Origin of the sequence: Nocardia sp. NPDC024068, assembly GCF_040638875.1 — a bacterium.
In the GTDB taxonomy this organism is placed as follows: domain Bacteria; phylum Actinomycetota; class Actinomycetes; order Mycobacteriales; family Mycobacteriaceae; genus Nocardia.
Genome location: NZ_JBEZYU010000015.1, coordinates 45,531 through 67,814, shown reverse-complemented (window position 1 = coordinate 67,814; position 22,284 = coordinate 45,531). Strand labels below are relative to the sequence as shown.

The window sequence follows — 22,284 nt, the reverse complement described above, 5'->3', positions numbered from 1 at the left end:
CGGCGCCTCGTCTTTCAAGGAGTTCTCTCGTGACCAGTCGTCCCGCCGAGCCCGGAACCACCGATATCGATGGCTCTCGCTGGCATATCTGCGCGGTCCGGATACCGGCAGAGGCCGGCGATGATCACGAGAAGCTCCTTGTAGGCCTGCGTGAGTTGCGCGCCCGCATTCTGTTCGACCGAGGCCGGCGCCCGGCATTCGGTGGTGTCGCCGAGGATTCCGCCGACGATCAACAGTTGGATTACGGTGCTTGGCATTTCCTGGCCCGCCGGGATCCGGACGGGCCGCCACTGGGATATATCAGATTGTCGACTCCGGCCACCGGTCATCTGTTCCAATCGCTGGAATACCTGGGCGCCGAGCAGTACCAGCGGGTTCTGGCGGCCGAGGGCGTCGACGCCGCCCACACTTTCGAACACAGCCGGCTGGTGGTCGAGCATCGAGCCCGTAAGCTCGGGCTGGGCGTGTACTTGAACGCCGTCGCCATCGGCGCCGCACATCATCTCGGCGCACGTCTGATGATCGGCACGTCGGGCACCGCCGATGGCCAGGACAGCTTCCATGCCCGGTTCGGGTTCGTACCGGTGCCGGGGACCCGCCGCTACACGGAGCGGTACACCGAGGACGTGATCATTCTCGTGCACCGTCCCGCGTCGGGTGCCGGGGAATACACCGAACTGGTCGCGTCGATGGCGGAGGAATTCCCTCGGCACCCGACCCTGACCGCCACCGAGGCCGGCGGTATCACCCCCTCCGCCGCCACAGAGACTGCGCGGCCGATACCGGCCGGGCTGAGTGGCGTGTCGACCCCGGACGAAACCTCATGGCAGCCAACGCTTTTCGAGCCGGTGCGGGCACAGGATTATGCCGCCCTGACCGAACTGCTGGATTCGGGCCGGGTGCGGTCGGTGTTCGACAGCATCGGCGAGCAGCTCGACGAGTTGGTTCGCTGCCGGGAACCACACCGCCGGTTCACCCCGGATGATGTGGCCGCCGCGGTGCGCGAACAGCTCGACGGTATCGAACAATGGGCCTACGGCACCTGGGCCTGGTACCCGTGGTCCGGGCGACTGGTGCACATCCTGCCGTGCGAGGAATTCCGGCTGGTGCGCACCGACCGGAACCGTGAGAAGATCCAGCGCCCCCAGCAGCGCCGGCTGTTCGCCCGCCGGATCGGGATCGCCGGACTCTCTGTCGGCAACTCCGCCGCGCTCACCCTGGCCGCGGGCGGGATCGGGGGCCGTTTCCGCCTCGCGGACTTCGACGAACTGGGCTTGTCGAACCTGAACCGGTTGCGGGCCGGCCTGCACCACCTCGGGGTCAACAAAGCCGTATTGAGCGCACGTCAGATGTTCGAGGTCGATCCCTACCTGGATATCGAGATCTTCACCGGCGGACTGACCGAGGAGAACATCGATCGTTTCTTCGACGGCCTGGATCTCATGGTCGAGGAATGCGACACCCCGAAAATCAAACTCGCTGCCCGCGAATACGCGCGTGAGCGCCGCATCCCGGTGGTCATGGACTGCAACGACCGCGGCATGCTCGATATCGAACGGTTCGATCTCGAGCCGGACCGCCCGCTGCTGCACGGCCGCCTGGGAGCCGTCGGCTCCGCCGAACTGGACAATTTGACTCCGGCCGAGCGCGCGGAGGTGATGCTGGCAATGGTAGACCCCGAACGGATCAGCCCGGAGCTCGCCGCGGCCTTCGGGCAGATCGGCGTCACGCTGAGCACTTGGCCCCAGCTGGCCGCCGATGTGGCATTGGGCGGCGCGCTGGTGGCCGATGCCGCACGCCGCATCCTGCTCGGACTGGCATGCGAATCCGGGCGCTTCTACGTGGACCTGGCCGAACTCATCGCACCGGAACACAACACCGCGGTGCCGGGCGGAGTGACCCGGTGACAACGCCGCCCGACACTCGGCTCTCGATGCACACCCCGCTGGCCGTACCGGTCGCCATCGCCGGAACCGGACTGCACCTGCCGCCGGCCGTCATCTCCAACCAGCAGCTCACCGAGACCCTGGACACCAGCGACGAGTGGATCGTCGAGCACACCGGAATCCGCGAAAGGCGGCACCTTTCACCCGAGCTGGCAGTCTCGGATATGGCCGTCGCGGCCGCCGAGGACGCGATCGCCGCATCCGGGGTCCGTGCCGTAGACCTGGACGCAGTTCTGATCGCCACCTACACCGGCGATCAGATCCTGCCGTCCACGGCCCTGATGGTCGCCGACCGGCTCGGCGCCCGCCGCGCCCTGCCGATCGATATCACCCAGGCCGCCTGCGCGAACGGCCTGCAGGCGATGCTGCTGGCCGCCCATCTACTACAGAGCACGGCACGGACCGTGCTGGTCGTGGCGGCCGACTGCGCCTCGCGCGTCACCGACCCGGCCGACCGCACCACGCGAGTCTTCTTCGGCGACGCGGCGGTCGCGGTTGTCCTCACCCGCGGCACCGAGCCCGGAACCGGCCTTTTGTCATGGGATTTCGGCGCCGAACTTTCGGACAGCGTGCAGATCCCCGCCGGCGGCTCACGACTGCCGGCCAGCGCGCGCACCGTGGCCGAGGGTGACCACTATCTGCACATGGACGGTCGCGCGGTGTGGGAGATGGCCACCGAACAGTTGCCGCGCAGCATCGAGAATGCGGTTCGCCGGGCGGGATCGACGGTGGACGCGGTGGATCATTTCTTCCTGCACCAGGCCAATCTCCGGATAGTCACCGCTGCCATGGACCGCATCGCCGTGTCGATGGATCGCGCGCCGGTCACCGTGGACCGGCTGGGCAACACCGGTTCCGCCGGCGCTTTCACGGCCCTGCACACGGTCATGTCACAGGGACGCATCAACTCCGGCGATACCTTCGTTCTCTCGGCCATCGGCGCGGGATTCCAATGGGGAACCCTGTACATGCGCCACCCGTGACCCCGGCCGTTGCCGACATCGGCCTACCGACGATGCGAGGACCGCTCAGCCGCGTGGCATTGCTCGAACGATTCTCGTGATCCTGGCTCCGGCCGCACACACCTTTTCGATCTTCGCGGCAAGTGCGGCACCTTCGAACTCCTCGGCCCGGCCGCCCACGCTGATCGATGCGAGCACCGCGCCGTCGGACCCGAGGATCGGCGCCGCCACCGCGGCAACGCCTGGCAGGTAATCGGAGACGCTGAGTGAATATCCGGCGTCCTCGATCTCGTCCAGATGTTCGACGAGCAGGTTCACGTCGGTGATGGTCTGCTCGGTGATCGCCGGCAGTCCGGGCTTTATCCATCTGTCTCGCAGCTCTTTCGAGTGAGCGAGCATGACGATCGGCCCCGCGGCGGCGTGATAGGGCATGACAGATCCGACGTTGATTCCGGCGACAACGAGCGAGTTCCGCCCTTCGAGCAGGTCGATGCAGACCGCACCCTGCTCCGCGGGCACCATCAGGTACGCCGTATTACCGAAGGTGGTTGCCAGATCGGACATGAACGGCTTTGCCGCGGAACGTATATCGAGCTTCGCCAGCGCCGCGGAACCGATCTCGAACACCGGCATCGCCACCCGATAGGCGCCCTCGCCGGTGCGGTTCACCCACCCGGCCTGAACAAGTGTGGCCATCAGGCGGAAAACCGTGGTCTTGTTCATCCCGCTGGCCGTGGTGAGGTCGTTCAGCGTCCAGACGGGCCGGTCGGCGCTGAACTGACCGAGCAGCGTGCATGCCTTGAGGACGGCGCCCACGACATCGCGCCCTCCCGGCGCCTCGGACTCCACCGGCACAGCCACTGATACTCACTCGCTTCCACGGTTCGTGCGATCGATGCCGCCACCTTACGAACACATCGGCCGATCGGGGTTGACTTTGTGACTGGGACCACCTTACCGTCTGCATATCGAGAAATGAAACGCATTCCGCATTGCGAAACGGAGAGTGGACTGGTGCGCAGCCCGACCTTGAAAGACCTCACGTCCAACGGACTCGTCTACGCCCCCGGCGTATGGGACGGCCTCACCGCCCGCCTCGCCGAACAGGCCGGGTTCAGCGCCTTGTGCGCCTCGGGCTTCGCCGTCTCGGCCGCCCTGGGCCTGCCCGACGCCGAGCTCTACACCCAGACCGAGAACCTTCAGGCGGTCCGCACGATCCGCGAATCCTCGAAGCTGCCCCTGGTCGCCGATATAGACACCGGCTATGGCAACGCCGTCAACGCCGCCCGCACCGCCACCAAGTTCGTGGACGCGGGCGTCGGCGGCATGTTCATGGAAGACCAGGTCTCCCCCAAGTCCTGCCCCATCTGCGTGGGCGACCCCGTCGACCTGATCACCGTCGACGAGGCCACCGGCAAGATCCGCGCCGTCCGCGATTCGATCCCCGACGACGTCCTCCTGATCGCCCGCACCGACGCCCGCGGTGACGACGCCATCCGCCGCGCCCAGGCCTACGTCGAAGCCGGCGCCGACATGATCATGCCGGTCACCAAGACCTTCACGACCGTCGAGGAATGGCAGCGCTGCCACGAGGAGGTCGGCGTCCCGCTCATGGCCACCCTCACCGCCTCCACCTGGACCGAACGCGATTTCACCCCCGAAATCCTCGACCAGATCGGCGTCCGGCTGGCCCTGCTGCCCACCCAGGTCCTGATGGCGGCCGCCGGGGCGGCCCGCGCGACACTGAAACGCCTGGCCGCGGGCGAGGCCCCCGCCCAGGTCAGCGCCGACGCGCTCCAGCACCACGAGTTCGTCGAGCTGATCGGTTTTCCCGAGGTCGAGGCCATGCAGAACAAGTACCTACCCGCGAAGGAGCAGTGACCGTCGTGGGCTACACGATGACGGAGAAGATCCTGGGCCGCGCCTCGGATCAGAAAACGGTCCGCGCCGGTGAGAACCACCCGGTGCAGCCGGCGCGCATGATCGCCTACGACTTCCCCGGCTACACCGACGTGATGTTCCGCCAGATGCGCGACGATTTCGGGATCACCGAACTGAAGGACCCGAGCCGCTACATCGTCTTCATCGACCACATGCTGACGAAGCGCAACGACAAGGAAACCGAGGTCCACCAGGTCACCCGCGACTGGTGCGAGTTCTACGGCATCGAGCTGCACGAGGGCCGCGGTATCGGCCACCAGCTCACCGCCGAACTCGGCCTCGCCATCCCCGGCGAATTCCTCGTCCACTTCGACGGCCATATCAGCGGTATCGGCGCCTTCGGCGCCCTCGGCTGGGGCATCCGCCGCGACCTCATCGAAGCCTGGGTCACCGGCCAGGTCTTCGTCGATATCCCCGCCACCACCCGTTTCGACCTGGTCGGCGAGTTCCCGCCCGGCGTCGACAGCCGCGATCTCGTGCACACCATCATCGATATGGTCGGCGCCGACGGCTGCGCCCATCAGGTGATGGAGTTCGGCGGCCCCGGCGCCCGCTCGATGGCGATCGACCACCGCCAGGGCCTGTGCGGAATGGCGATGTTCACCGGCGCCGTTTCCGCCATCTTCGAACCCGACGACATGTCGCTGGCCTACGCGAACAAGGTCGCCCGCCGCAGCTTCGATCCGGTGTATCCCGACGCCGACGCCACCTACGCGGCCCGCTACGAGATCGACCTCGCGACCCTCACCCCTCGCGTCGTACTGCCCGGTTCGGCCCGCGCCGTCAACACCAAGACAGCCCAGGAACTCGCCGGCACCCCGATCACCAAAGCCTTCATCGGCTCCTGCGCCAGCGGCCGCATCGAAGACCTGCGCGCCGCCGCCCTGGTCCTCGACGGTCGCACGGTCGCCCCCGGCGTCGAACTCAATGTCGTCCCCACCTCACAGAAGGTGTACGAGCAGGCCGAGAACGAGGGCATCCTCGACGTCCTCCGCGCCGCAGGTGCGCATATCAACATATCGAGCTGTGATTTCTGCTTCGGCTACCAGAAACCCCTGCAACCCGGCGAGAACTGCATCTCCACCGGCGTCCTGAACATCTCCGGCCGCATGGGCAGCCCCGACGCCAACATCTACATGGGCTCCCCCTACACCGTCGCCGCCAGCGCCCTCACCGGCACGATCCAGGAGTCGGTCCAGTGAGCGCCTATCCCCCACCGCCGGACATGATCGAAGGCAAGGTCGCCTGGATCTTCGGCGACGATTTCGATATCGACCTCGTCGTCGGCGTCTCCAACATCAAGTCCTACGACCCCGACCACCTGCGTTCGGTGTGTATGCAGGCCTACGACCCCACCTTCACCGACCGTGTCCGCCCCGGCGATATCATCGTCGGCGGTCGCAACTTCGGCTACGGTCATCCGCACTATCCACCCATGGTGGCCCTCCGCAACGCGGGGATCTCGGCCATCGTCGCGGAATCCTTCTCGCCCGGCTTCTGGCGCGGCGAGACCTTCAACGGCATGCCGTTGATCACGATCCCCGGCGTCTCGACCTCGGTAAAGGTCGACGACACCGTGGCCCTCGACTGGCGCACCGCCACCCTGCGCCTGACCGAGGGAACCGACCTGGTCGGAACCCCACCGAGCCCGCGGACCATCAAGGTCATCGAAGCCGGTGGTTCGTATGAACTCCTGCTCGCCGAGCACGCACGCGAAAGACAGATTCAATGACGAACACAGCACCTCGCGTCGGGTCCCGTGACCTCCACCCCTCCGGACCGCTGCCGGCGACAGCAGCCAAGAAGTCGAACTCGGTAGCCCGCCGCGCCGCCATCGCCGGCGGCGTCGGCACCCTCATCGAGTACTACGACTTCGCGGTCTACGGCTTCCTGGCCGTCACCATCGCCCCCCTGTTCTTCCCCTCCGAGAATTCCGCGGTCTCGGTCCTGTCGACCCTCGCCGTCTTCGGTGTCGCCTACGTGGCCCGCCCCCTCGGCGGCATCTTCTTCGGCCGCTTCGGCGACCGCCGCGGCCGCCGCCAAGCCCTGGTCATCACCGTCGTCAGCATGGGCGTGGCCTGCGGCATCCTCGGCCTGCTCCCCACCCATTCGGCCGTCGGCGTCCTCGCCCCCATCCTGCTGGTGCTGGTCCGTCTCGCCCAGGGCTTCTCGGCCGGCGGCGAAGTCGGTGGCGCGGCCACCTATATCGCCGAGTCGGCACCCCCACGTAAGCGTGGTTTCTTCGGCTCCTTCACCCCCGTCGGCTCCACCCTCGGCTTCGCCGTGGCCGCCGCAGTCGTGGGCGTCGTAGCCCTCATCACCACCGATGAGCAGATGGAGTCGTGGGGCTGGCGTATCCCGTTCCTGCTCGCCCTCCCCCTCGCCTATGTGTGCCTGCGCGTCCGGATGAAGCTCGAGGACACCCCCGAATTCGAGGAGATGGCCGAGAAGGACCAGGTGACCAAGAGCCCGCTGCTCGACACCGTCACCAAGAACCCGTGGTCCGTCGCCCGCGTCGTCGGCGTCGCCATCGCCATGAACGGCTCCGGCTATATCGGCCTCACCTACTTCAGCGTCTACCTGATCAACGACCTCGGCTTCTCCAAAGACTCCGTCTACTGGACCTCCGCCATCGCCATCGCTCTGGCCTGCGCCACCTTCCCGCTCAGCGGTATGGCCACCGACAGGTGGGGCCGCAAACCGGTCCTCATCGCCGGCTACCTCGCCTACGTCGTGATCGCCCTACCCGCATTCATGATCATGGGCGCGACCAGCAGCATCGTCGTCATCGGCCTCGTCTACTTCGTCTACATGGTGCTGAACGGCGTAGTCCAGGTCCCCGCGTTCCCGCTGTTCACCGAACTCTTCCCCCGCACGGTCCGCTACACCGGCGTCTCGCTGGGCTTCAATATCGGCACCATCGCCGCCGGCGGCACCGCCCCCTACGTCGCCGCCCAGCTCGTCGAATCGACCGGCAACGCGATGTCACCCGCCTACTGGGTGATGGGCGTCTGCGCCATCGGCCTGCTCACCGTCGCCACCATCCGCGAAACCAGCCGCAAGGAACTGCCCGCATGACCACCGGTAACACCGGGAAAGCCCCGTCCGCCGCATTTGATGAGGGTGCGGCGGGCGGGGCGTCCCGCCCGCGAGAGGTAACCGAACAGTTCGCCACACTCGTGGCGGCATGGAACGACCGAGTCCAGCACGAACCCGACGCCCCGGCCCTCGTCTACTTCGACACCACACTCACCGTCCGCGAGACCGACGACCTCGCCGACGCACTCGCGGCCGCTTTCACCGACCGCGGCGTGGGGCACGGTGAGCGGGTGGGCATCCACCTCCAGAACATCCCGCAATACGCGCTCGTCCTGCTCGCCCTGTGGAAACTCGGCGCGATCGCCCTGCTGCTCAACCCGATGTATCGCGGCCGCGAACTCCGCGAACTGGTCAGCGATGCGGAACCGGTCGGGATCATCACCACCGACCGCGATGTGCGGCAGGTCCGGGAGGACGTCGAGGGCACCACAGTCGGGTGGGTACTCGGCACCGCCGAATCGGACCTCCAGTCCCGCAACGACCCCCGCGTCTTCAAACCCGAAACCACCCCTGCCGGCGAGAAGTCCGCGGACCTACTCACTTTGGCGCACGAGTACGCCGGCCGGAAACCCCCGACGATCCAGGTACACGGCGACGACCTCGCTTTCCTCGCCTACACCTCCGGCACCACCGGCCCGCCCAAGGGCGCCATGAACTCGCACGCCAACGTCCGCGCGGTAACCACCAGCTTCGCCGAACTCGCCGGCATCACCCCCGGCGACGTCGTCTACGCCCTCGCCCCGCTCTTCCACATCACGGGCGCGGTAGTTATCGGCGCCCTCGCTCTCACCGAACGCACCTCCCTGGTCTTCACGGGCCGCTTCCACACCGAGGTCGCGGTCGATGCGATCCGCGAGCACGGGGTCACGTACACGATCGGTTCCATCACCGCCTTCAACGCGATGATGAACTCGGAATACGCTTCGGCGGAACACCTGAGGTCGATCAAGACGCTGTACAGCGGGGGTGCGCCGGTGCCACCGAGCACGGTCGAGCGATTCCGGGAACGCTTCGGCCACTACATCCACAACGCCTATGGCATGACCGAAACCTCCTCGGCAGTCACCGCAGTCCCGCCCGGAACGAGCGCACCGGTCGACCCGGACAGCGGCACTCTCTCCATCGGACTACCGCTCCCGGGAGTGAATGTCGAGGTGGTCGCCCCCGAAGGTCACCCTCTCCCACCCGGCAGCCAAGGCGAACTCGTCGTCACCGGCCCACAGGTCATCCGTGGATACTGGCGCAAACCAGAAGAATCCGAAGCCGCCCTACCCGAAGGCCGCCTCCGAACCGGTGACAGCGCGATCGTCGACCAACAGGGCTGGGTGTACCTGGTCGACCGGATCAAAGACCAGATCAACGTGTCCGGGTACAAGGTATGGCCGCGCGAGGTCGAGGATGTTCTCTACGAACACCCGGCCGTACTCGAAGCTGCTGTCGTGGGCGTTGCTGACGAATACCGAGGCGAGTCGGTAGCCGCCTATGTCTCTCTGAAAGACGGCCACACCGCCGACGCCGACGCGCTGATCGCGTTCGCCCGGGAACGCCTCGCGCCCTACAAACGGCCCAGGTCCGTGGGAATACTCGCCGACCTACCCAAAACACAAACCGGCAAGATCCGCCGACGAGCGCTGCGCGAGAACCTGCAGGACATTCGGACAACGCAATGAAATGCTGTCAGTCGCCCCGGTACAGCCGCTCGAGGTCGATCAATTCCACATCGTCGCGGGAATCCGCCACGGCGCGCAGTTCGGGGGTGAAGTCGTATCCGGTGAAGAGCAGCAGTTTGGTCTGCCGCGACGCGCGGGGATCGCGCTGAACCAGCAGATCCCGGATCCGGTCGAGCCGGTTGACCTGTTTCTCCCCGACGACCGCATGGTTCTTCGCCTCACCGATCGCGAGGATCCGTTCCGCACCACCGGCGTCCCGCCCGAACACTACGACGTCCAACTGATGGCCGGTCTTACCCGCGGGGTCGGGCAGAACTCCGGAAAGCACATGCGTGCGCCTGCCTCCCACGGTGCCTGGGGCTGCGTACCACCGGCACCACGCACGCGACAACTGCTCGAAATGCGGACCGAGTACTTGACTTGTGAAGGTGGGCCACGAGCGTTCCCATACCTCAGTGGCGTGCCCCGGGCGTTCGAGGTCGCTCCATTCCGAGCGCATGATCGCGTAATAGAACGTCAGCAGCGGCTCGGTGATCCGGTAAGTGGACCGGCGGGCGTGGAAGGCGTCCTGTTCGCGGGCGACCATGCCGACGTCTTCCAGGACGGTAAGCGGGTGCCCGAGGTCGGTGGACTTGCGGCCGAGGAAGCTCGCAATGCCGCCCCGAGTGTTGTTGCCCTCGGCAATCGCCGCGAGAACACCGTGATAGAGCGCGCTTTCCCGTAGTTCGGGCTCTTCCGCCAACAGGAACCGCGCTTCCCGGAACAGCGGCCTCGACGAGTTGAGCACATTACGGACCACCCACGGTCCGAAATCCTCGCGGTCGGCCGGTGTGTCACCGAGCGTATATTCGCGCCGGTACGCTGGCGTACCCCCCACCACGGCGTTCACCAGGAACGCCAGCGACAGGTCGCCGATCTCCCAGAACTCCCGCGCCAGCCGGTAGTCGAGGGTCGGCACGACAAGCTCCAGGCTTGCGCGTCCCCGCAACGGGGCGCTTCCGACGAGCAGTTTGCTCATGAACGACTGGGCCGAACCGCACAGCAACAGGCGGATGGCACCGGCGTGGCGCCGACCGGCCGGATCGAATGCGCGTTGGATCAACGACGGCAGTTCGGGTGACGCCTTGGCCAGGTAGGGAAACTCGTCGAGGACCACTGTCCGGGGCCGGTCACCAGCGCCCAGGGTCATGATTGTCTCGATTGCCTCCGGCCACCCGGCGAACCGGCGCGGCACCGGCTCGCCGAGATACCGCGCCAGAGCGCTACCGAGCTGGTGCAGCGACTCGGGTTCGGTGGCCTCGGTGGCCGCGAAGTAGAACCCGCCGGTTGCCTCGCATACCGCGTCGAGGAGGAAGGTCTTTCCTTGCCGGCGACGCCCCGAAACGATACCCAGCGCTGGCTGCGGCCCAGGGTAGGTGGCAAATCGGGTCAGCTCTGACCACTCGTGCTCGCGATCGAACATGGTCTCGGGCTTCAGCATGAGATCTATTATAACTCGATCTATTATAGGTGGAGTTATAGTAGTCCGGACTGTCGTGGATCAGCTCGCGTCGCTGCGGCAGGATCTCACCCGATTCACACCACCCGCTGATTGCCTCGGCGGCACCCGGGATGGAATCTGCTTCTCCACTGCGGCCCGCACCTCGTCGACCAGCACTGCGGGAGGTTCGGCGTTGCGTTTCCCCGGCCGCAGGATCGCGCACTGCAGCACTCGCGGCCTGAACGGAACTGCCGGCAGCCGCGAGACCTTCCACGATGCGATCCGCGATCTGAAACGATTCCTCGACGAACCCAGAACCACCGGTCGATCAGAATTCACATGGCGAGTCGGCTCGCCAACACCGAAACCGCGGCTTCACCGAGCCGGCTGAACACGATGTGTCAGCTCCGCGGGATCCACCGCTTGGACGAACGACTCGATCCGATCGCCGCACGCCGGGAGGTAAGAGCGATACTCGGCGACAGCCAACACGTATGTCCAGGCGTACAGCCGGTTTTCGTCGAGCAGGTGGTGATCGCAAAGCGCGCTCAGCCGCTGCGGAATCGACTCCGGCCCGTCTTGGATCGCAACCCATAACCCCGCCTCGGCATTGATATCCCCGACCGCGCCGAGTGGATCGATCGTGTACCACCGACCCGGGCCTTGGAGAATGTTCTTCGCCTGCAGGTCCGCATGTAGCACATGACGCTCGGTAGTAGTGCTGAGCAGTACCTCCAGCAGCTTCTCTGCCCTTGCGAGATGAGTTGCAGCACCGAAACGTTCCATGGCGTCGGCATAGCGCTCGTCCGCGAAACGTTCCCGCGCCCAGTCGATCCGCATCCAAGCTATATCGGCGAGGTCCTTGAGCTCGGGCGGTTCGGGCAGACCGGGAGTGTTGAGCCTGCTCAGCAGCTCACCGAATTGCGCCGAATCGCCGGCGCCGTGCACGGGCCAGGCAATTTCACCCGGCACTATCCGGGTCATCAGGAAGACGCCCGAGTCTTGGTCGAAGTACAGAATTTCCGGTGTCACACCCGAAGCCGACCAGCGATCGAGCATCGCCATCTCGGTGGCCCCGGATTCCTGGTCGACGGGAATTTTCAGTACCGTAGCCGTTCCGTCTTCGGTGCTCGAATACACGCAGCACGACATGGCTCCGCTATCGGCGATGCTCTCCAATCTCAGACGCCATCGATCGGCATAGCTCGCGATCCGTTCGGGCAACGCGTCGAGCCACACCCGGCCGTCGTCTTCACCCCGGAGAAAGATGATCGCCCTTTCGAGCCGTTCGGGAACGAGAGGCACTGTCACCTTGGGGTACCTCCTTGACTGCAGCAGGCAAGCGCTAGAGGTCGTGGTGGTGTCGGGAGGCTTCAATGGCTGCGCTACCGGCGGTTCACCGGCCAGAACACCGACCACACGATCACTGCGACCGGCAGCCCGACAGCCACCGCCAAGCCGAACATTGTCACCGCGGAGTCCCGGCCGCGTACCACCGTGCGAACGACAACCGGGGTAGGACCGTCTCCACGTCGGCCACGTCCATCACCCGGTTCAGTTCGAGCGCGCCGAGGTGATCCGGCGCGGGCAGTATCACCGCGTCGACCCCCGCGTTCCGCACCTGGTCCACGACCGATAGCACCGAACGCACATCGGGCCAGATGATCCGATAGCCGAGACGGTCGGCCAATCGCCGAACCTGCGCCCGGTCCCATTCGGGCGCGGTACTCACATCGTCATCCACCCATCCGAACGCGGCTGGCCGCATCGTTTCCCCTTCGGTTCATATCGTTGGCGGACTCCCCGTGGCGCGGCGCCGACACACACCACGGGGGTCGCGAATCAACGTATGGACACTGGCCGGACATCTGAACTACGTCCGGGACGTTTCTCCGGACACTTCAAACCATCTGAATGTCCCGGTATGGTTCGGGCATGAGCCAGCGCCTCGAATCGGCAATGCTTCGGGCACAGATTGATTCGGCCACACTCGCCGCCGCGGTCGGCGTCGACGCCAAGACCGTGAATCGGTGGCTGGCCGGGCGGGTGCCGCACAAGCGGACCAGGGCCGACGTTGCCCGTGTGCTGCACGAATCCGAGTCCACCCTGTGGCCGCAAACTCGGCCGGACCTCAGCGCGGGAGCACCTGCTACAGCCGAGGTCGTAGCCGCTTACGCGCACCGTGCCGATATCCCGAATGACGTCTGGATCTCCCTGCTGACGAGCGCGACTCAGCGGATAGACATCATCGGATACGCCTATCCGTTCGTACTCGAGTTGATGCCGGATGCCTCCGACCTGATCGCCGGCAAGTGCCGCGACGGTGCCACCGTCCGACTCGCGTTCGCCGATCCGGATTGTACGCACGTCGCGGAACGTGATGCGCTCGAGCAGATGCAGGGGACGCTACCCGGCCGCATCCGGAACGCGTTGAGCATGCTCGGCCCGCTGGCCACAGCGCCGGGATGCCGGATCGGATTGCACACGACGCACCTGTACAACTCGGTATTCAGGTTCGATGATCAGATGATCGTGACCCCGTACCTGGTGCGGGCCCGTGGGTACCAGCACCCGGCGCTGCATCTGCGCAAACTGTCGCCGCACGGTATGTTCGCCTCGTTCGAAGACCAAACCGAACAAATCTGGGGAGTAGTGACCCCGTACCTGCAAGAGGTAGGTCCCGATGGCATCACGGCGTGACTACTACCGAGACCCGGATGCGCCCGAGGCGAACAGCCTGGTTCCCGGAGGCTCGGCACTGATAGTCGACGACAACGGCGCGGTTCTGATGCAACGCCGCAGAGACTCGGGGAACTGGTCGTTTCCCGGCGGCACCATGGAGATCGGCGAAACGCTGGAGCAGTGCGTGATCCGGGAAACGAAGGAAGAGACCGGCCTCGATATCGAAATAACCGGTCTCCTGGGGATATACACCGATCCTGACCATGTGATCGCCTACGCCGACGGCGAGATCAGGCAAGAATTCAACATCACGTTCTACGGGCGGGTCACGGGGGGCGCCATCAGGGTCAGCGCGGAATCGACCGAAGTCGCGTTCCTGACTCCAGCGCAGCTGCAAACGCTCCCGGTACACGAGACGGTGCGGCTCCGGCTACGGCATCACGCCGACCAGAGGTCTGAGCCGTATCTCGGCTGACGTCGTCGAGCAGAGTGGTGGCGATGCTCTCCAACCGTAGATCCCATCGGCCGGCGTAGCTCGCGATCCGATCCGGGAGCGCGGCGAGCCACACCCAGTCGTTTCTTCACCACACATAAGGATGATCGCCCTTTCGAGCCCTTCGGGTGCGAGGGACACTGTCATCGCTAAAGAGCAGCGAACAGCACATGCAGCCGCTCGTACACATCGTCGACATCCATTCGGGCCAGGACGGCGAGGTAGTCGACTTCGAAGCTGTAGCCGATCAGCGCGGCGGTCTCGAGCAGCCGCTGATCCTCCGGCCGCAGGAACGACAACCGCTCTTCCAGCACGGCGGCGATCTGCCGTGGCGCCACACCGTCGCCCTGACCACCGAGCCGCACGAGCGACTCCGCGAACAGCGGGTTCCCGGCGCTCAACCGGACGATCCGCGACACCACACGCGCCGAAACAGGACTGCCGTCCGCCGCCTGCCGGACAAGCTGCTCGGTGTCAGCACTCGACAGCCGCGGCAGGTCCATGACAACGGTTTCGGGCCGGTACCGGCGCAACCGGAACACCGCCCGCTGCAGCGGATGAGTCTTGGATCTGTGACTTCTCATCGACACACAACACGATCGCCGACTCGGGCGGGTCGAGATACAAACCCACCACATCGCGCACCTTGTCCACGAACAGTGGATCGTTGGAAATCTTGAAATCATCGGTTCGATGCGGCTGCAACCGGAACGCCTTCCAGATCCGCCCGATACTCGATTTCGACAACCCGGTCTCGACCGCCATCGAGGACCGCGACCAATGCGTGGCATTACGCGGCGAGCGCTCCAGTGTCGCCACGATCACCTGTTCGACCTGCTCATCGGTGATCGTGCGCGGTCCACCCGGCCGAGGCTCGTCGTTCAGTCCGTCCAGGCGCTGCGCCAGGAAACGTCTACGCCACTTGCCGACAGTCGGCAACGAAACGCCCTCGGCGGCAGCGACATCGGTATTCGACAACCCCTGCGCGCACGCCAGCACGATCCGCGCCCGCATCGCCAGTGCCTGCGCCGTTTTGCGTCGACGCGCCCACCCGCTCAACACCTCGTATTCCTCGTCGGTGAGCACCACCGGCTGCTTCGGACGTCCACGCTCGACCACAACCACCACCATGACCACCCCGTGGCAAACCAGCACGCCGACACACCGACACAAATCAAGAATTAAAAAACTAATTCCCGGCGCAGGACACTAGGACCACCTCGCAGTCGGACTGCTCGACACTTGCCGCGCTACCCGCTCCGTCACCTCGTTCCCAAAGCAATTGCGGCGCCGTTACCTCGCGGGCACAGTGAGTGGCCGGAGCTTCCGAAAGGCTCAGATCATTCGTAGCCAGTACCTCAGCATTTATGCCCAAGCTCCGCCTTCGGCTTCGACCGCGTGAATTCCAGTCATTTCAGCGATTTCCTTCTCGGCATCGTCAATAGCTTCGGTTTCAAGGGTGTCGGCCTGGTCCGACAGTTCGCTCGCTCGTTCACATAGCTCTGCGATTTCGTCTTCAACATTGGGATCGAACCTGGGGATCGGAACTTCTCGAATGTCCACGGGGTCGAGATGCGGAATTGATGTGCCGGATGCATGCCGGATAACGAGTGGACGACCGTATTTCTCATGCCCGAGTGTTGTCTGAAGGTACCCGGTTCTGACCTTATAATTATCGGGGTCTATGCGAATCAGATCGTGCGACCCGAAGATACCGCGATGTTGCTTAGTGAGAATCATCGTACGTCCGAGAAGACCGTATGTCTGCCCGGAACAAGCCATAATTATTTGTCCAGGAACCAGCATGTACCGTTCCGGTCTTACCAGTTGGGCTGAGTAGATCCTCTTGGTCACTGGAGCATTTACATCGAACAGCTCACCAGCAGATCGATATGGCGTGCCGTTCGGACCAAAATATCTTTTGAATCGTTGACCGACGCTGACTGATTTCGAAACCTCACCAACGATGTCTATTCCTCGTGTGGCAGCAGATCGGATTAGGTCCTCGACTGCACGGAATTCGGAACGGAAGTACTGTCCCTCCAATCGACGCCGCCCACTCATAAACTCGGAAGCGTTGACCTCCTGCCACGCAGTCTGGCGAACCGGTGAACCTGATGGGTTAAGCAATCTGGCGTACTTATTATCTGCTTCGGCCTGCAACCGGCGAGATTCTCTGCGGAGTTGAAGTGCGCGGTCCACCTTGTTGCTGATCGATACTCGCACGGTGGGATCTGGCATGACAACTGGCATCGAGAGCACGTGTGCCGGTTCCAGATGCTTGATCATGTGGCCATACTGCGCCGAGCGAGCGATCGAGTAAAACGTCGGCGTCCTCATGTAGGCGTAAAGCCATCCATAGTCAGAGGACAAGCGCGGCTCAATACGAAGCAAGTCATCAGTTATAACCTTGCCTAGATGCTCGTCATACACGGCAGTCAACTTGCCGACCTCGCCGGAACGAGAGAGGAGAAGCCAGTCCCTCTTCACCTCACGGCTAGAGGCATCTTTGACCATCGCTGTCGCGATCCACTTACGAACCCTTGGTCGTACCTCAAAGACCTGGCCAGCAGATAGATATGGCAACCCCATCCCATCGGGAACGACGTAGCCTTTTAGCCGGGACGGTTGCCATACCCTAGCTAGCCCCGACACAGGGATCGAGGCCCCCGCAATCGACTCGATGCGTTTTCGTAATCCAAACCCGTCAGCCAGGTATGTATGCGCCTCCAATCTCCGATCCCCGCTTTGGAAGAGCGTGGACGGAACCTCGCCCAATATCAGAGAACTTTCGAGCCCCCCGGTCAAAGAGACAGATATCTTCTTCATACGCCCAACCACTCACGGAAGGCAGTCGCGATCTCCTTCGTGTTGTCATCTACGATTCGCGATTGGGTTTTGTAGGATTCCTCGCCAATATGGTTTTCGTTTACGGTCACAGCATCCTCAACCTCCGCCACAACTTCGTAACCCTCTGCGTCGCGGACGTAGATCGTGTTCCCTCGCTTATCGTGTCCGATCCTGTCGCAGATAGCCATGAAGACTGGATAATCAGGCATGTATCGGCGCTCCTCGTCCGACTTACGGCGGAGTACAAGGACTGAAGTTTGAACGCTTGTTCCAGGTTGAAATGTATCGGGATGCAAGTCAAAAGAGCCCAGGATTACTGTGTTATCGAGCAGCCACTGCCGTACGAATCCCAAACCGGGCGAGCCCAGAATTCCATCGGGCAGTACCATCGCTGCGATACCCGATCCGGGCTTTAGGAACTGGATGCATCGTTCAATAAATAGGATTTCCGGCGGCCGTGAGGACGTTTCGTGCTGCCGGGTCCAGGTGTCCGCACTCAAGTCATACACCCAGGCATGACCTAGTTCGTACTGCTCCAGAACTGATGGGTCATCGATAGGTATTTTTGATCCGAAGGGAGGGTTTGTCAGGATTATATCGACCGAGCTCATGAGATTGCGTGCACGAAGATCGGATGACCACGTGGCAGGCGCCGCCAAAGAATTTGCTTGAAAAAGACCGCCTGAGCCGTCGTTGTTCATTACCATATTCATCTTCGTGGCCTTAACCAACTCAGGATTAAAGTCCAGACCTATTAAGTTATTGCGCAGAAACTGGTCAACTCGATCTCTTATCGCGGTATCACGAGCCTCCGGCCGCCGACCCGAGGCAATAACCTGCTCTTTTATGCGGTCGACAACATAGTTCATTGCCGAAATCAGAAAGCCACCCGTACCACACGCTGGATCGAGAACCAGCATGTCTTCCTTCGGATCCGTCATCCGGACCATCATATTTACCACGTTCCGTGGCGTGAAAAACTCACCCCGGTCACCGCGTAAATTGGAACCGACGATTTCCTCATACGCTTTACCTTTAACATCCACGTCAGAGGAAAGCAGCGAGTACATCTGAAGCTGCGAAACTATATATGCCAGTATATTTGGCTGTAGTTCGATCAACTCAGAAGCCTTGAAAATTTGTGGATAATCAGACTTGACCAGATCAAAAAGAACAGCGATACGTTTTTTTACCCGGTTGAGCCCAAGCGCCGAACCACGCTCATCGGGCGTAGCATAGAACTCCGGTCGCTCGGAATTACGCTCGTCTTTTATCTTGCAGAAAATCAACTTCAACAGTTCCCAGAAGGCACCCTCTTTGTGAATTCCCTGGTTTCCTGCAATGTAGTCATGGGAGCGGCGGAAAGCAAACAAAAGCGACGCCGAAGCAGCGGGGCGTAGCTGGTCGAATGACGGTCTTCCGACCTCTTCTTCATCCCCGTAGCGAGGAATGTCGGGGATCTCCGGAAAGAGCCTCTTCTTACCCTCTATGACAGATCGATATGCCTTCATACCGCCCGCAGGACCGTTCGTCCACATGCCCAAAGAGACGTTTGGGCATGCTGCCATATAGGACTGCAGCTGCTTCACACCCTCGGTGCGGTCAGAAATATTGGTTCCGGGCTTCTTGCATTCAATGAGCAGATAGACGTTCTGCTGGCTGCGCTTTTCTGGGGGGATTCCGCTAGGGAAAATCGCAATATCCGCTCTGACGTTCTTTGACCCGATTCGCATAGGCCACTCGACGGCCACGTCCTCCTTCGGGTACTTGTACTCGCGCACCAAGGATTTGAGAGTCTCCTGGCGGACGTACTCTTCTGGGGTGTCGTTGCGAATCTTGCCATCAACGAAGTCCAGCACCTTTCCGGGAGGGACGATGGCGAACTTGTCGTCGTTGACGATGGTTGTTGTAGGTGCCACAGTGTGCTCCAGTGCGGGTCAGTAGGCGTGCGCACAGCACCGCAGAGTGCGGCGCCGGCGTCACTCTAGTCAGCAGAATGGACAGGTCGCGTAGCGAGGCGGATCTTGCCTGTCGCAGGGCCATAGGCGAGTCTGCATCTTGGCGGGTCACCCGGAGGGTTGATCACGGACACTATCCCTTCTGCTTAGCCTGAAGTCCTCTGCACCCTTGGAAGCGGATCGCCAGTGCCGGCCGGAACCAGCCGATGGTAGCTCGTCTCAATCTCGTACCGCTCGGCAGCCCAGCTTCCTCCGGGTGCGCTGCGAGCTATCTGCCGCCGATACAAAACGACAGAATATATGCGGTCTCGCCCGGATCCACCGCATGTAGCGAAAGGCCGTGATCGAACCATATATGCACCGAGTTGCTGGATCTTTGTAAATGGCGCGCCCACTACCAGTCCGACGCCGCCACCGTCCTCCCCGGCCCACCCAACCGCCTCCCCCCGACTCCCCAACGCACGCCTCTACCTGCCCCTGGACCACAGCGATAATCGGACCGCAACCGAGCAACCGGACGGGCTGTCACGCCAGTAGGTCGCCGGACTCGCCGGGGGGGATTCAGTTCGGAATCGGCTCGTTCGACCAGTCCATGAAATTCTGAGCAAGGTAGCTCATCGACGCTGGCGCCATCGGATCAGGTACGGAACACCCGCAGCCAGTGCGCAAATCGCAGCCACGGCCACGGCGACCAGCAGCACCGCCAGAATCGGGTAGAGCGTGTACGGGCGCCGCCCCCTACGAGGCCACGGTCAGCGCCACCCCGATCTGTCGGAACACACTGCGCGACAGGGAGATTAGGACGCCGCACAACGGCCCGGCCGCCACGATCCACCACCAGCCGGAACTCAAGGAAATCTCGGCTGTCGACTCCAGAACGATCAGCATCGCGAAGACGACCAATGCGGTCACAAACCCTACTGGGCCGAACCAATCACGCGTGACCGACTTGCCCTCCCGGCCGACAGGACCCTCCGCGGGACCGGCTTTCACGCGAGCACCCCGGCGACGATCACCAGCAGGCCCGCAACCGAGAGACCGCGGGCTGCGCCACGATACGTGGGCGACGGCGATTTGCTCATCAACACCGCCGCGAACAGCAAAGTCGCGAACAGCATCGCGCCTGCCGCAGGCCCCTCTGATCCGTCGGGGAAATCCAACCCGGACATCAGCGCGGCGACCGAGCCGCCTCTTTTGTCCGGTAACTGCAAGCAGCAGGCCCTCGGGACTATCCGCGGCTCCGGTAGTGAGGCCCATGCCGGCGGCGAGGGTCGGTGAGGACCGCGTCGAAGGGGACGTCCGGGTCGCTCACCGGCATCGGGTAGTTGCCGAAAACCTCAAGTGTCACGTGACCGTAGAGCCGGACCCAGCCCACCGTCATGATCAGGTACGCCACGCCGAGGTCGAACTTCTCGGCCGGGAACTTCTGGTCCGAGCCCGCCAGCAGCGCCATGAGTTCACACTGGAAAGCGAGCAGGTCGGTAGACAGCGCTTCGGGGATGGATTCGACCGGCGGAGTCGCCAGGTCGTAGGCCGCGAGCAGTTTGCCGGCGGCTTCCAGATCGACGCCGTGAATGTGCACTTCCGAAGCTTGCGGTCGGCGCGCGTGAGCGACCGCCAGAAAGCACTGGCCACGGCGACGCTCGTGTGGGAACTGACGTTCGTGTTGGAGCGGCACGTCAAGCTCCCCGCAGCGGACCTTCCCGTGGTCCGGCCCGGCACTGCACCGGCGGGGGCCGCTGAGCTCCTTCGCCGACACTGGAGTCTGCCAGATGGCCCGGTCAAGCACTTGGTTGCTACGGCCGAGTCCCGCGGCATCGTCGTGGCGGTGCGCCCATTCGGTGAGATCGACGCGGTGGACGCCTTCTCGGCCCTGCTCGTGGACCGGCCCATCATCGTGACAACGCCACGGCGGACCGAGAACGTGTTCAAGCATCGGTTCTCGATCGCGCATGAAATCGGCCATCTCCTGCTGCACCCCGGCCCCGGTGAGCACGGCGCGACCATCGAGAAGGAGGCCGACGAGTTCGCCGCTGCGTTCCTCACCCCGGCGGCCTCGATGGATGCTGTCCTCCCACAGCGCCTCGACTTGGCTGCCCTCGATCGGCTGGGCAGGACGTGGGGTGTCTCGCCGCATTCACTGGTTCGCAGGATGGTCGAGCGCGGGCGCACCACCGAGTCGTCGGCCCGGCGGGCCTACCAGCGCCTCACAATGGTCAACGACCCGCATGCCGACCCATCGAGCGCGTACCCGGGAGAGGTACCGACGCTTCTGAAGAAGGCCGCGGAGCTCGCAGGAAACCACGGCGCTGGTATCCCCGCCCTCGCCGAAGCTCTCAGGATCAGCCCGGGCCAAGTCCGCGACCTACTCGGCGAGGCCGATCAGCGGCCAGTCCTGCGCCTCGTCGGTAGCGAATAGCGGGTCGGCCCGGATGCCTTCGGATAGTGGGAAACCGAAGGTGTCGAAGTGCCCGTCCGGACTGGGAATCCCTGACCACAGCCAAGTCCAGCCCGCACTCGAGCGCCGGGCACAGGCCGGGGAACCCTGAGCTTCGGAGTCCGCTTCGGGTCAGCGTACCAATGGCTTACCGTACTCCCGCGCGACGACCGACCGGCCGATTTCCTGCAGTCTCGGGTAGCGTCGACCGTCAATCGGGCTAGTCGAGCAGTATCACTGCGCATTCCACCGACGCGGGAACGAAGAGCTTCCACACAAGCTACCAAATAGGTGCATTACCTGCAGGTATAGTCAGCTATTGGGGTGATTTGTTCCAGATTTCACAAACAGGTCTAGTGCAAATACTGACAACTGACATTACGACTGAGTTGATGCGTTGCTATAGAGTCGGCGGCATCGAATCCGAGACCCCACCCAGTGAGGCGTTATGTCCGTAGAACCAGATCCGGCGACCAACATCCCGGCAACGTCGGCGCCGACCGGAGGGTCTGAGGCGTCGCACAGCGATACCGAGCCCTGCTCCCGGTGCCGGACCACCACATGTCTCGCGCATGTCCGGATCACCGACAAACCTGATACCTGGATCGACGTCGTAGACCGCTTCTTCACGAGGTTCAGCAGCGAGCACTGGGGATGGAAGAAAACCCTACAGCTGTTGGCCCTCATCGGCGGTCTGCTCTGGATGGCGGTGATCGCGCACAATTTCCTGTCCTGGCCCTTCCGGTAACCGCACCGGAGTCGACGC

20 protein-coding genes and 1 pseudogene are annotated in these 22,284 nt (G+C 63.5%); 10 read left to right on the top strand and 11 right to left on the bottom strand.

Annotation, left to right across the window (positions count from 1 at the left end; genetic code table 11):
- Positions 1-29: 29 nt before the first annotated feature.
- Entirely contained in the window at positions 30-1,907 is a 1,878-nt protein-coding gene (locus AB0F41_RS15340) for a ThiF family adenylyltransferase (RefSeq protein ID WP_357424081.1), read from the top strand.
- The gene (locus AB0F41_RS15335) at positions 1,904-2,929 is read left to right on the top strand and encodes a ketoacyl-ACP synthase III (protein ID WP_357424079.1); all 1,026 of its coding nucleotides are present in this window, start codon (positions 1,904-1,906) and stop codon (positions 2,927-2,929) included. The genes AB0F41_RS15340 and AB0F41_RS15335 overlap by 4 nt, the downstream gene beginning before the upstream one ends.
- Positions 2,930-2,974: 45 nt before the next feature.
- On the opposite strand, the gene AB0F41_RS15330 is transcribed toward AB0F41_RS15335, so the two are convergent.
- Complete coding sequence (locus AB0F41_RS15330) at positions 2,975-3,763, bottom strand: IclR family transcriptional regulator (RefSeq protein WP_357424077.1); 789 nt, start codon at positions 3,761-3,763, stop codon at positions 2,975-2,977.
- Between the two features lie 159 nt (positions 3,764-3,922).
- On the opposite strand from AB0F41_RS15330, the gene AB0F41_RS15325 reads away from it, so the two are divergent.
- The 5 genes from AB0F41_RS15325 to AB0F41_RS15305 are packed head-to-tail and all read left to right on the top strand — an operon-like array spanning position 3,923 to position 9,618.
- Positions 3,923-4,789: an isocitrate lyase/PEP mutase family protein gene (locus AB0F41_RS15325; RefSeq protein WP_357424075.1), complete on the top strand. Its 867-nt coding sequence runs from the start codon at positions 3,923-3,925 to the stop codon at positions 4,787-4,789.
- Positions 4,790-4,806: 17 nt separating this feature from the next.
- The gene (locus AB0F41_RS15320; protein WP_357424156.1) at positions 4,807-6,051 is read left to right on the top strand and encodes an aconitase family protein; all 1,245 of its coding nucleotides are present in this window, start codon (positions 4,807-4,809) and stop codon (positions 6,049-6,051) included.
- Complete coding sequence (locus AB0F41_RS15315; protein WP_357424073.1) at positions 6,048-6,581, top strand: 3-isopropylmalate dehydratase; 534 nt, start codon at positions 6,048-6,050, stop codon at positions 6,579-6,581. The genes AB0F41_RS15320 and AB0F41_RS15315 overlap by 4 nt, the downstream gene beginning before the upstream one ends.
- A complete protein-coding gene (locus AB0F41_RS15310; RefSeq protein ID WP_357424071.1) occupies positions 6,578-7,927 on the top strand; it encodes an MFS transporter in 1,350 nt (449 codons plus the stop codon). Before AB0F41_RS15315 ends, AB0F41_RS15310 begins: the two co-directional genes overlap by 4 nt.
- A complete protein-coding gene (locus AB0F41_RS15305) occupies positions 7,924-9,618 on the top strand; it encodes an AMP-binding protein (RefSeq protein ID WP_357424069.1) in 1,695 nt (564 codons plus the stop codon). Before AB0F41_RS15310 ends, AB0F41_RS15305 begins: the two co-directional genes overlap by 4 nt.
- 7 nt (positions 9,619-9,625) lie before the next feature.
- On the opposite strand, the gene AB0F41_RS15300 is transcribed toward AB0F41_RS15305, so the two are convergent.
- The 3 genes from AB0F41_RS15300 to AB0F41_RS15290 form a co-directional block, all read right to left on the bottom strand.
- A complete protein-coding gene (locus tag AB0F41_RS15300; protein ID WP_357424067.1) occupies positions 9,626-11,098 on the bottom strand; it encodes an ATP-binding protein in 1,473 nt (490 codons plus the stop codon).
- 375 nt (positions 11,099-11,473) lie between these two features.
- A complete protein-coding gene (locus tag AB0F41_RS15295; protein WP_357424065.1) occupies positions 11,474-12,517 on the bottom strand; it encodes an aminoglycoside phosphotransferase family protein in 1,044 nt (347 codons plus the stop codon).
- Positions 12,518-12,566: 49 nt separating this feature from the next.
- Positions 12,567-12,830 (bottom strand): hypothetical protein, encoded by a 264-nt coding sequence (locus tag AB0F41_RS15290; RefSeq protein ID WP_357424063.1) that lies wholly within the window; start codon positions 12,828-12,830, stop codon positions 12,567-12,569.
- Positions 12,831-13,033: 203 nt separating this feature from the next.
- Between AB0F41_RS15290 and AB0F41_RS15285 the strand changes: the two genes are divergently transcribed.
- Positions 13,034-13,798 (top strand): hypothetical protein, encoded by a 765-nt coding sequence (locus tag AB0F41_RS15285; RefSeq protein WP_357424061.1) that lies wholly within the window; start codon positions 13,034-13,036, stop codon positions 13,796-13,798.
- Positions 13,782-14,255, top strand: a complete 474-nt coding sequence (locus tag AB0F41_RS15280; protein ID WP_357424059.1) for an NUDIX domain-containing protein — start codon at positions 13,782-13,784, stop codon at positions 14,253-14,255. Before AB0F41_RS15285 ends, AB0F41_RS15280 begins: the two co-directional genes overlap by 17 nt.
- Before the next feature lie 167 nt (positions 14,256-14,422).
- On the opposite strand, the gene AB0F41_RS15275 is transcribed toward AB0F41_RS15280, so the two are convergent.
- The 7 genes and pseudogenes from AB0F41_RS15275 to AB0F41_RS15245 all read right to left on the bottom strand — a co-directional run bounded on the left by AB0F41_RS15275 (position 14,423) and on the right by AB0F41_RS15245 (position 20,663).
- Positions 14,423-14,776: a hypothetical protein gene (locus AB0F41_RS15275; protein ID WP_357424057.1), complete on the bottom strand. Its 354-nt coding sequence runs from the start codon at positions 14,774-14,776 to the stop codon at positions 14,423-14,425.
- 61 nt (positions 14,777-14,837) lie between these two features.
- Positions 14,838-15,392, bottom strand: a pseudogene (locus AB0F41_RS15270) (IS630 family transposase); the annotation flags it as partial.
- A gap of 246 nt (positions 15,393-15,638) precedes the next feature.
- Positions 15,639-16,790, bottom strand: coding sequence for a hypothetical protein (locus tag AB0F41_RS15265; protein ID WP_357424055.1), 1,152 nt, complete (start codon positions 16,788-16,790; stop codon positions 15,639-15,641).
- A 308-nt stretch (positions 16,791-17,098) separates the two neighbouring features.
- Positions 17,099-19,042, bottom strand: coding sequence for an N-6 DNA methylase (locus tag AB0F41_RS15260; protein WP_357424053.1), 1,944 nt, complete (start codon positions 19,040-19,042; stop codon positions 17,099-17,101).
- Positions 19,043-19,819: 777 nt separating this feature from the next.
- Positions 19,820-19,993 (bottom strand): hypothetical protein, encoded by a 174-nt coding sequence (locus AB0F41_RS15255; RefSeq protein WP_357424049.1) that lies wholly within the window; start codon positions 19,991-19,993, stop codon positions 19,820-19,822.
- A gap of 77 nt (positions 19,994-20,070) precedes the next feature.
- Positions 20,071-20,199 (bottom strand): hypothetical protein, encoded by a 129-nt coding sequence (locus AB0F41_RS15250; protein ID WP_357424048.1) that lies wholly within the window; start codon positions 20,197-20,199, stop codon positions 20,071-20,073.
- A 110-nt stretch (positions 20,200-20,309) separates the two neighbouring features.
- Positions 20,310-20,663, bottom strand: coding sequence for a TetR-like C-terminal domain-containing protein (locus AB0F41_RS15245; RefSeq protein WP_357424046.1), 354 nt, complete (start codon positions 20,661-20,663; stop codon positions 20,310-20,312).
- Positions 20,664-20,687: 24 nt separating this feature from the next.
- Between AB0F41_RS15245 and AB0F41_RS15240 the strand changes: the two genes are divergently transcribed.
- Positions 20,688-21,500 (top strand): ImmA/IrrE family metallo-endopeptidase, encoded by an 813-nt coding sequence (locus tag AB0F41_RS15240; protein ID WP_357424044.1) that lies wholly within the window; start codon positions 20,688-20,690, stop codon positions 21,498-21,500.
- Positions 21,501-22,284: the final 784 nt, after the last annotated feature.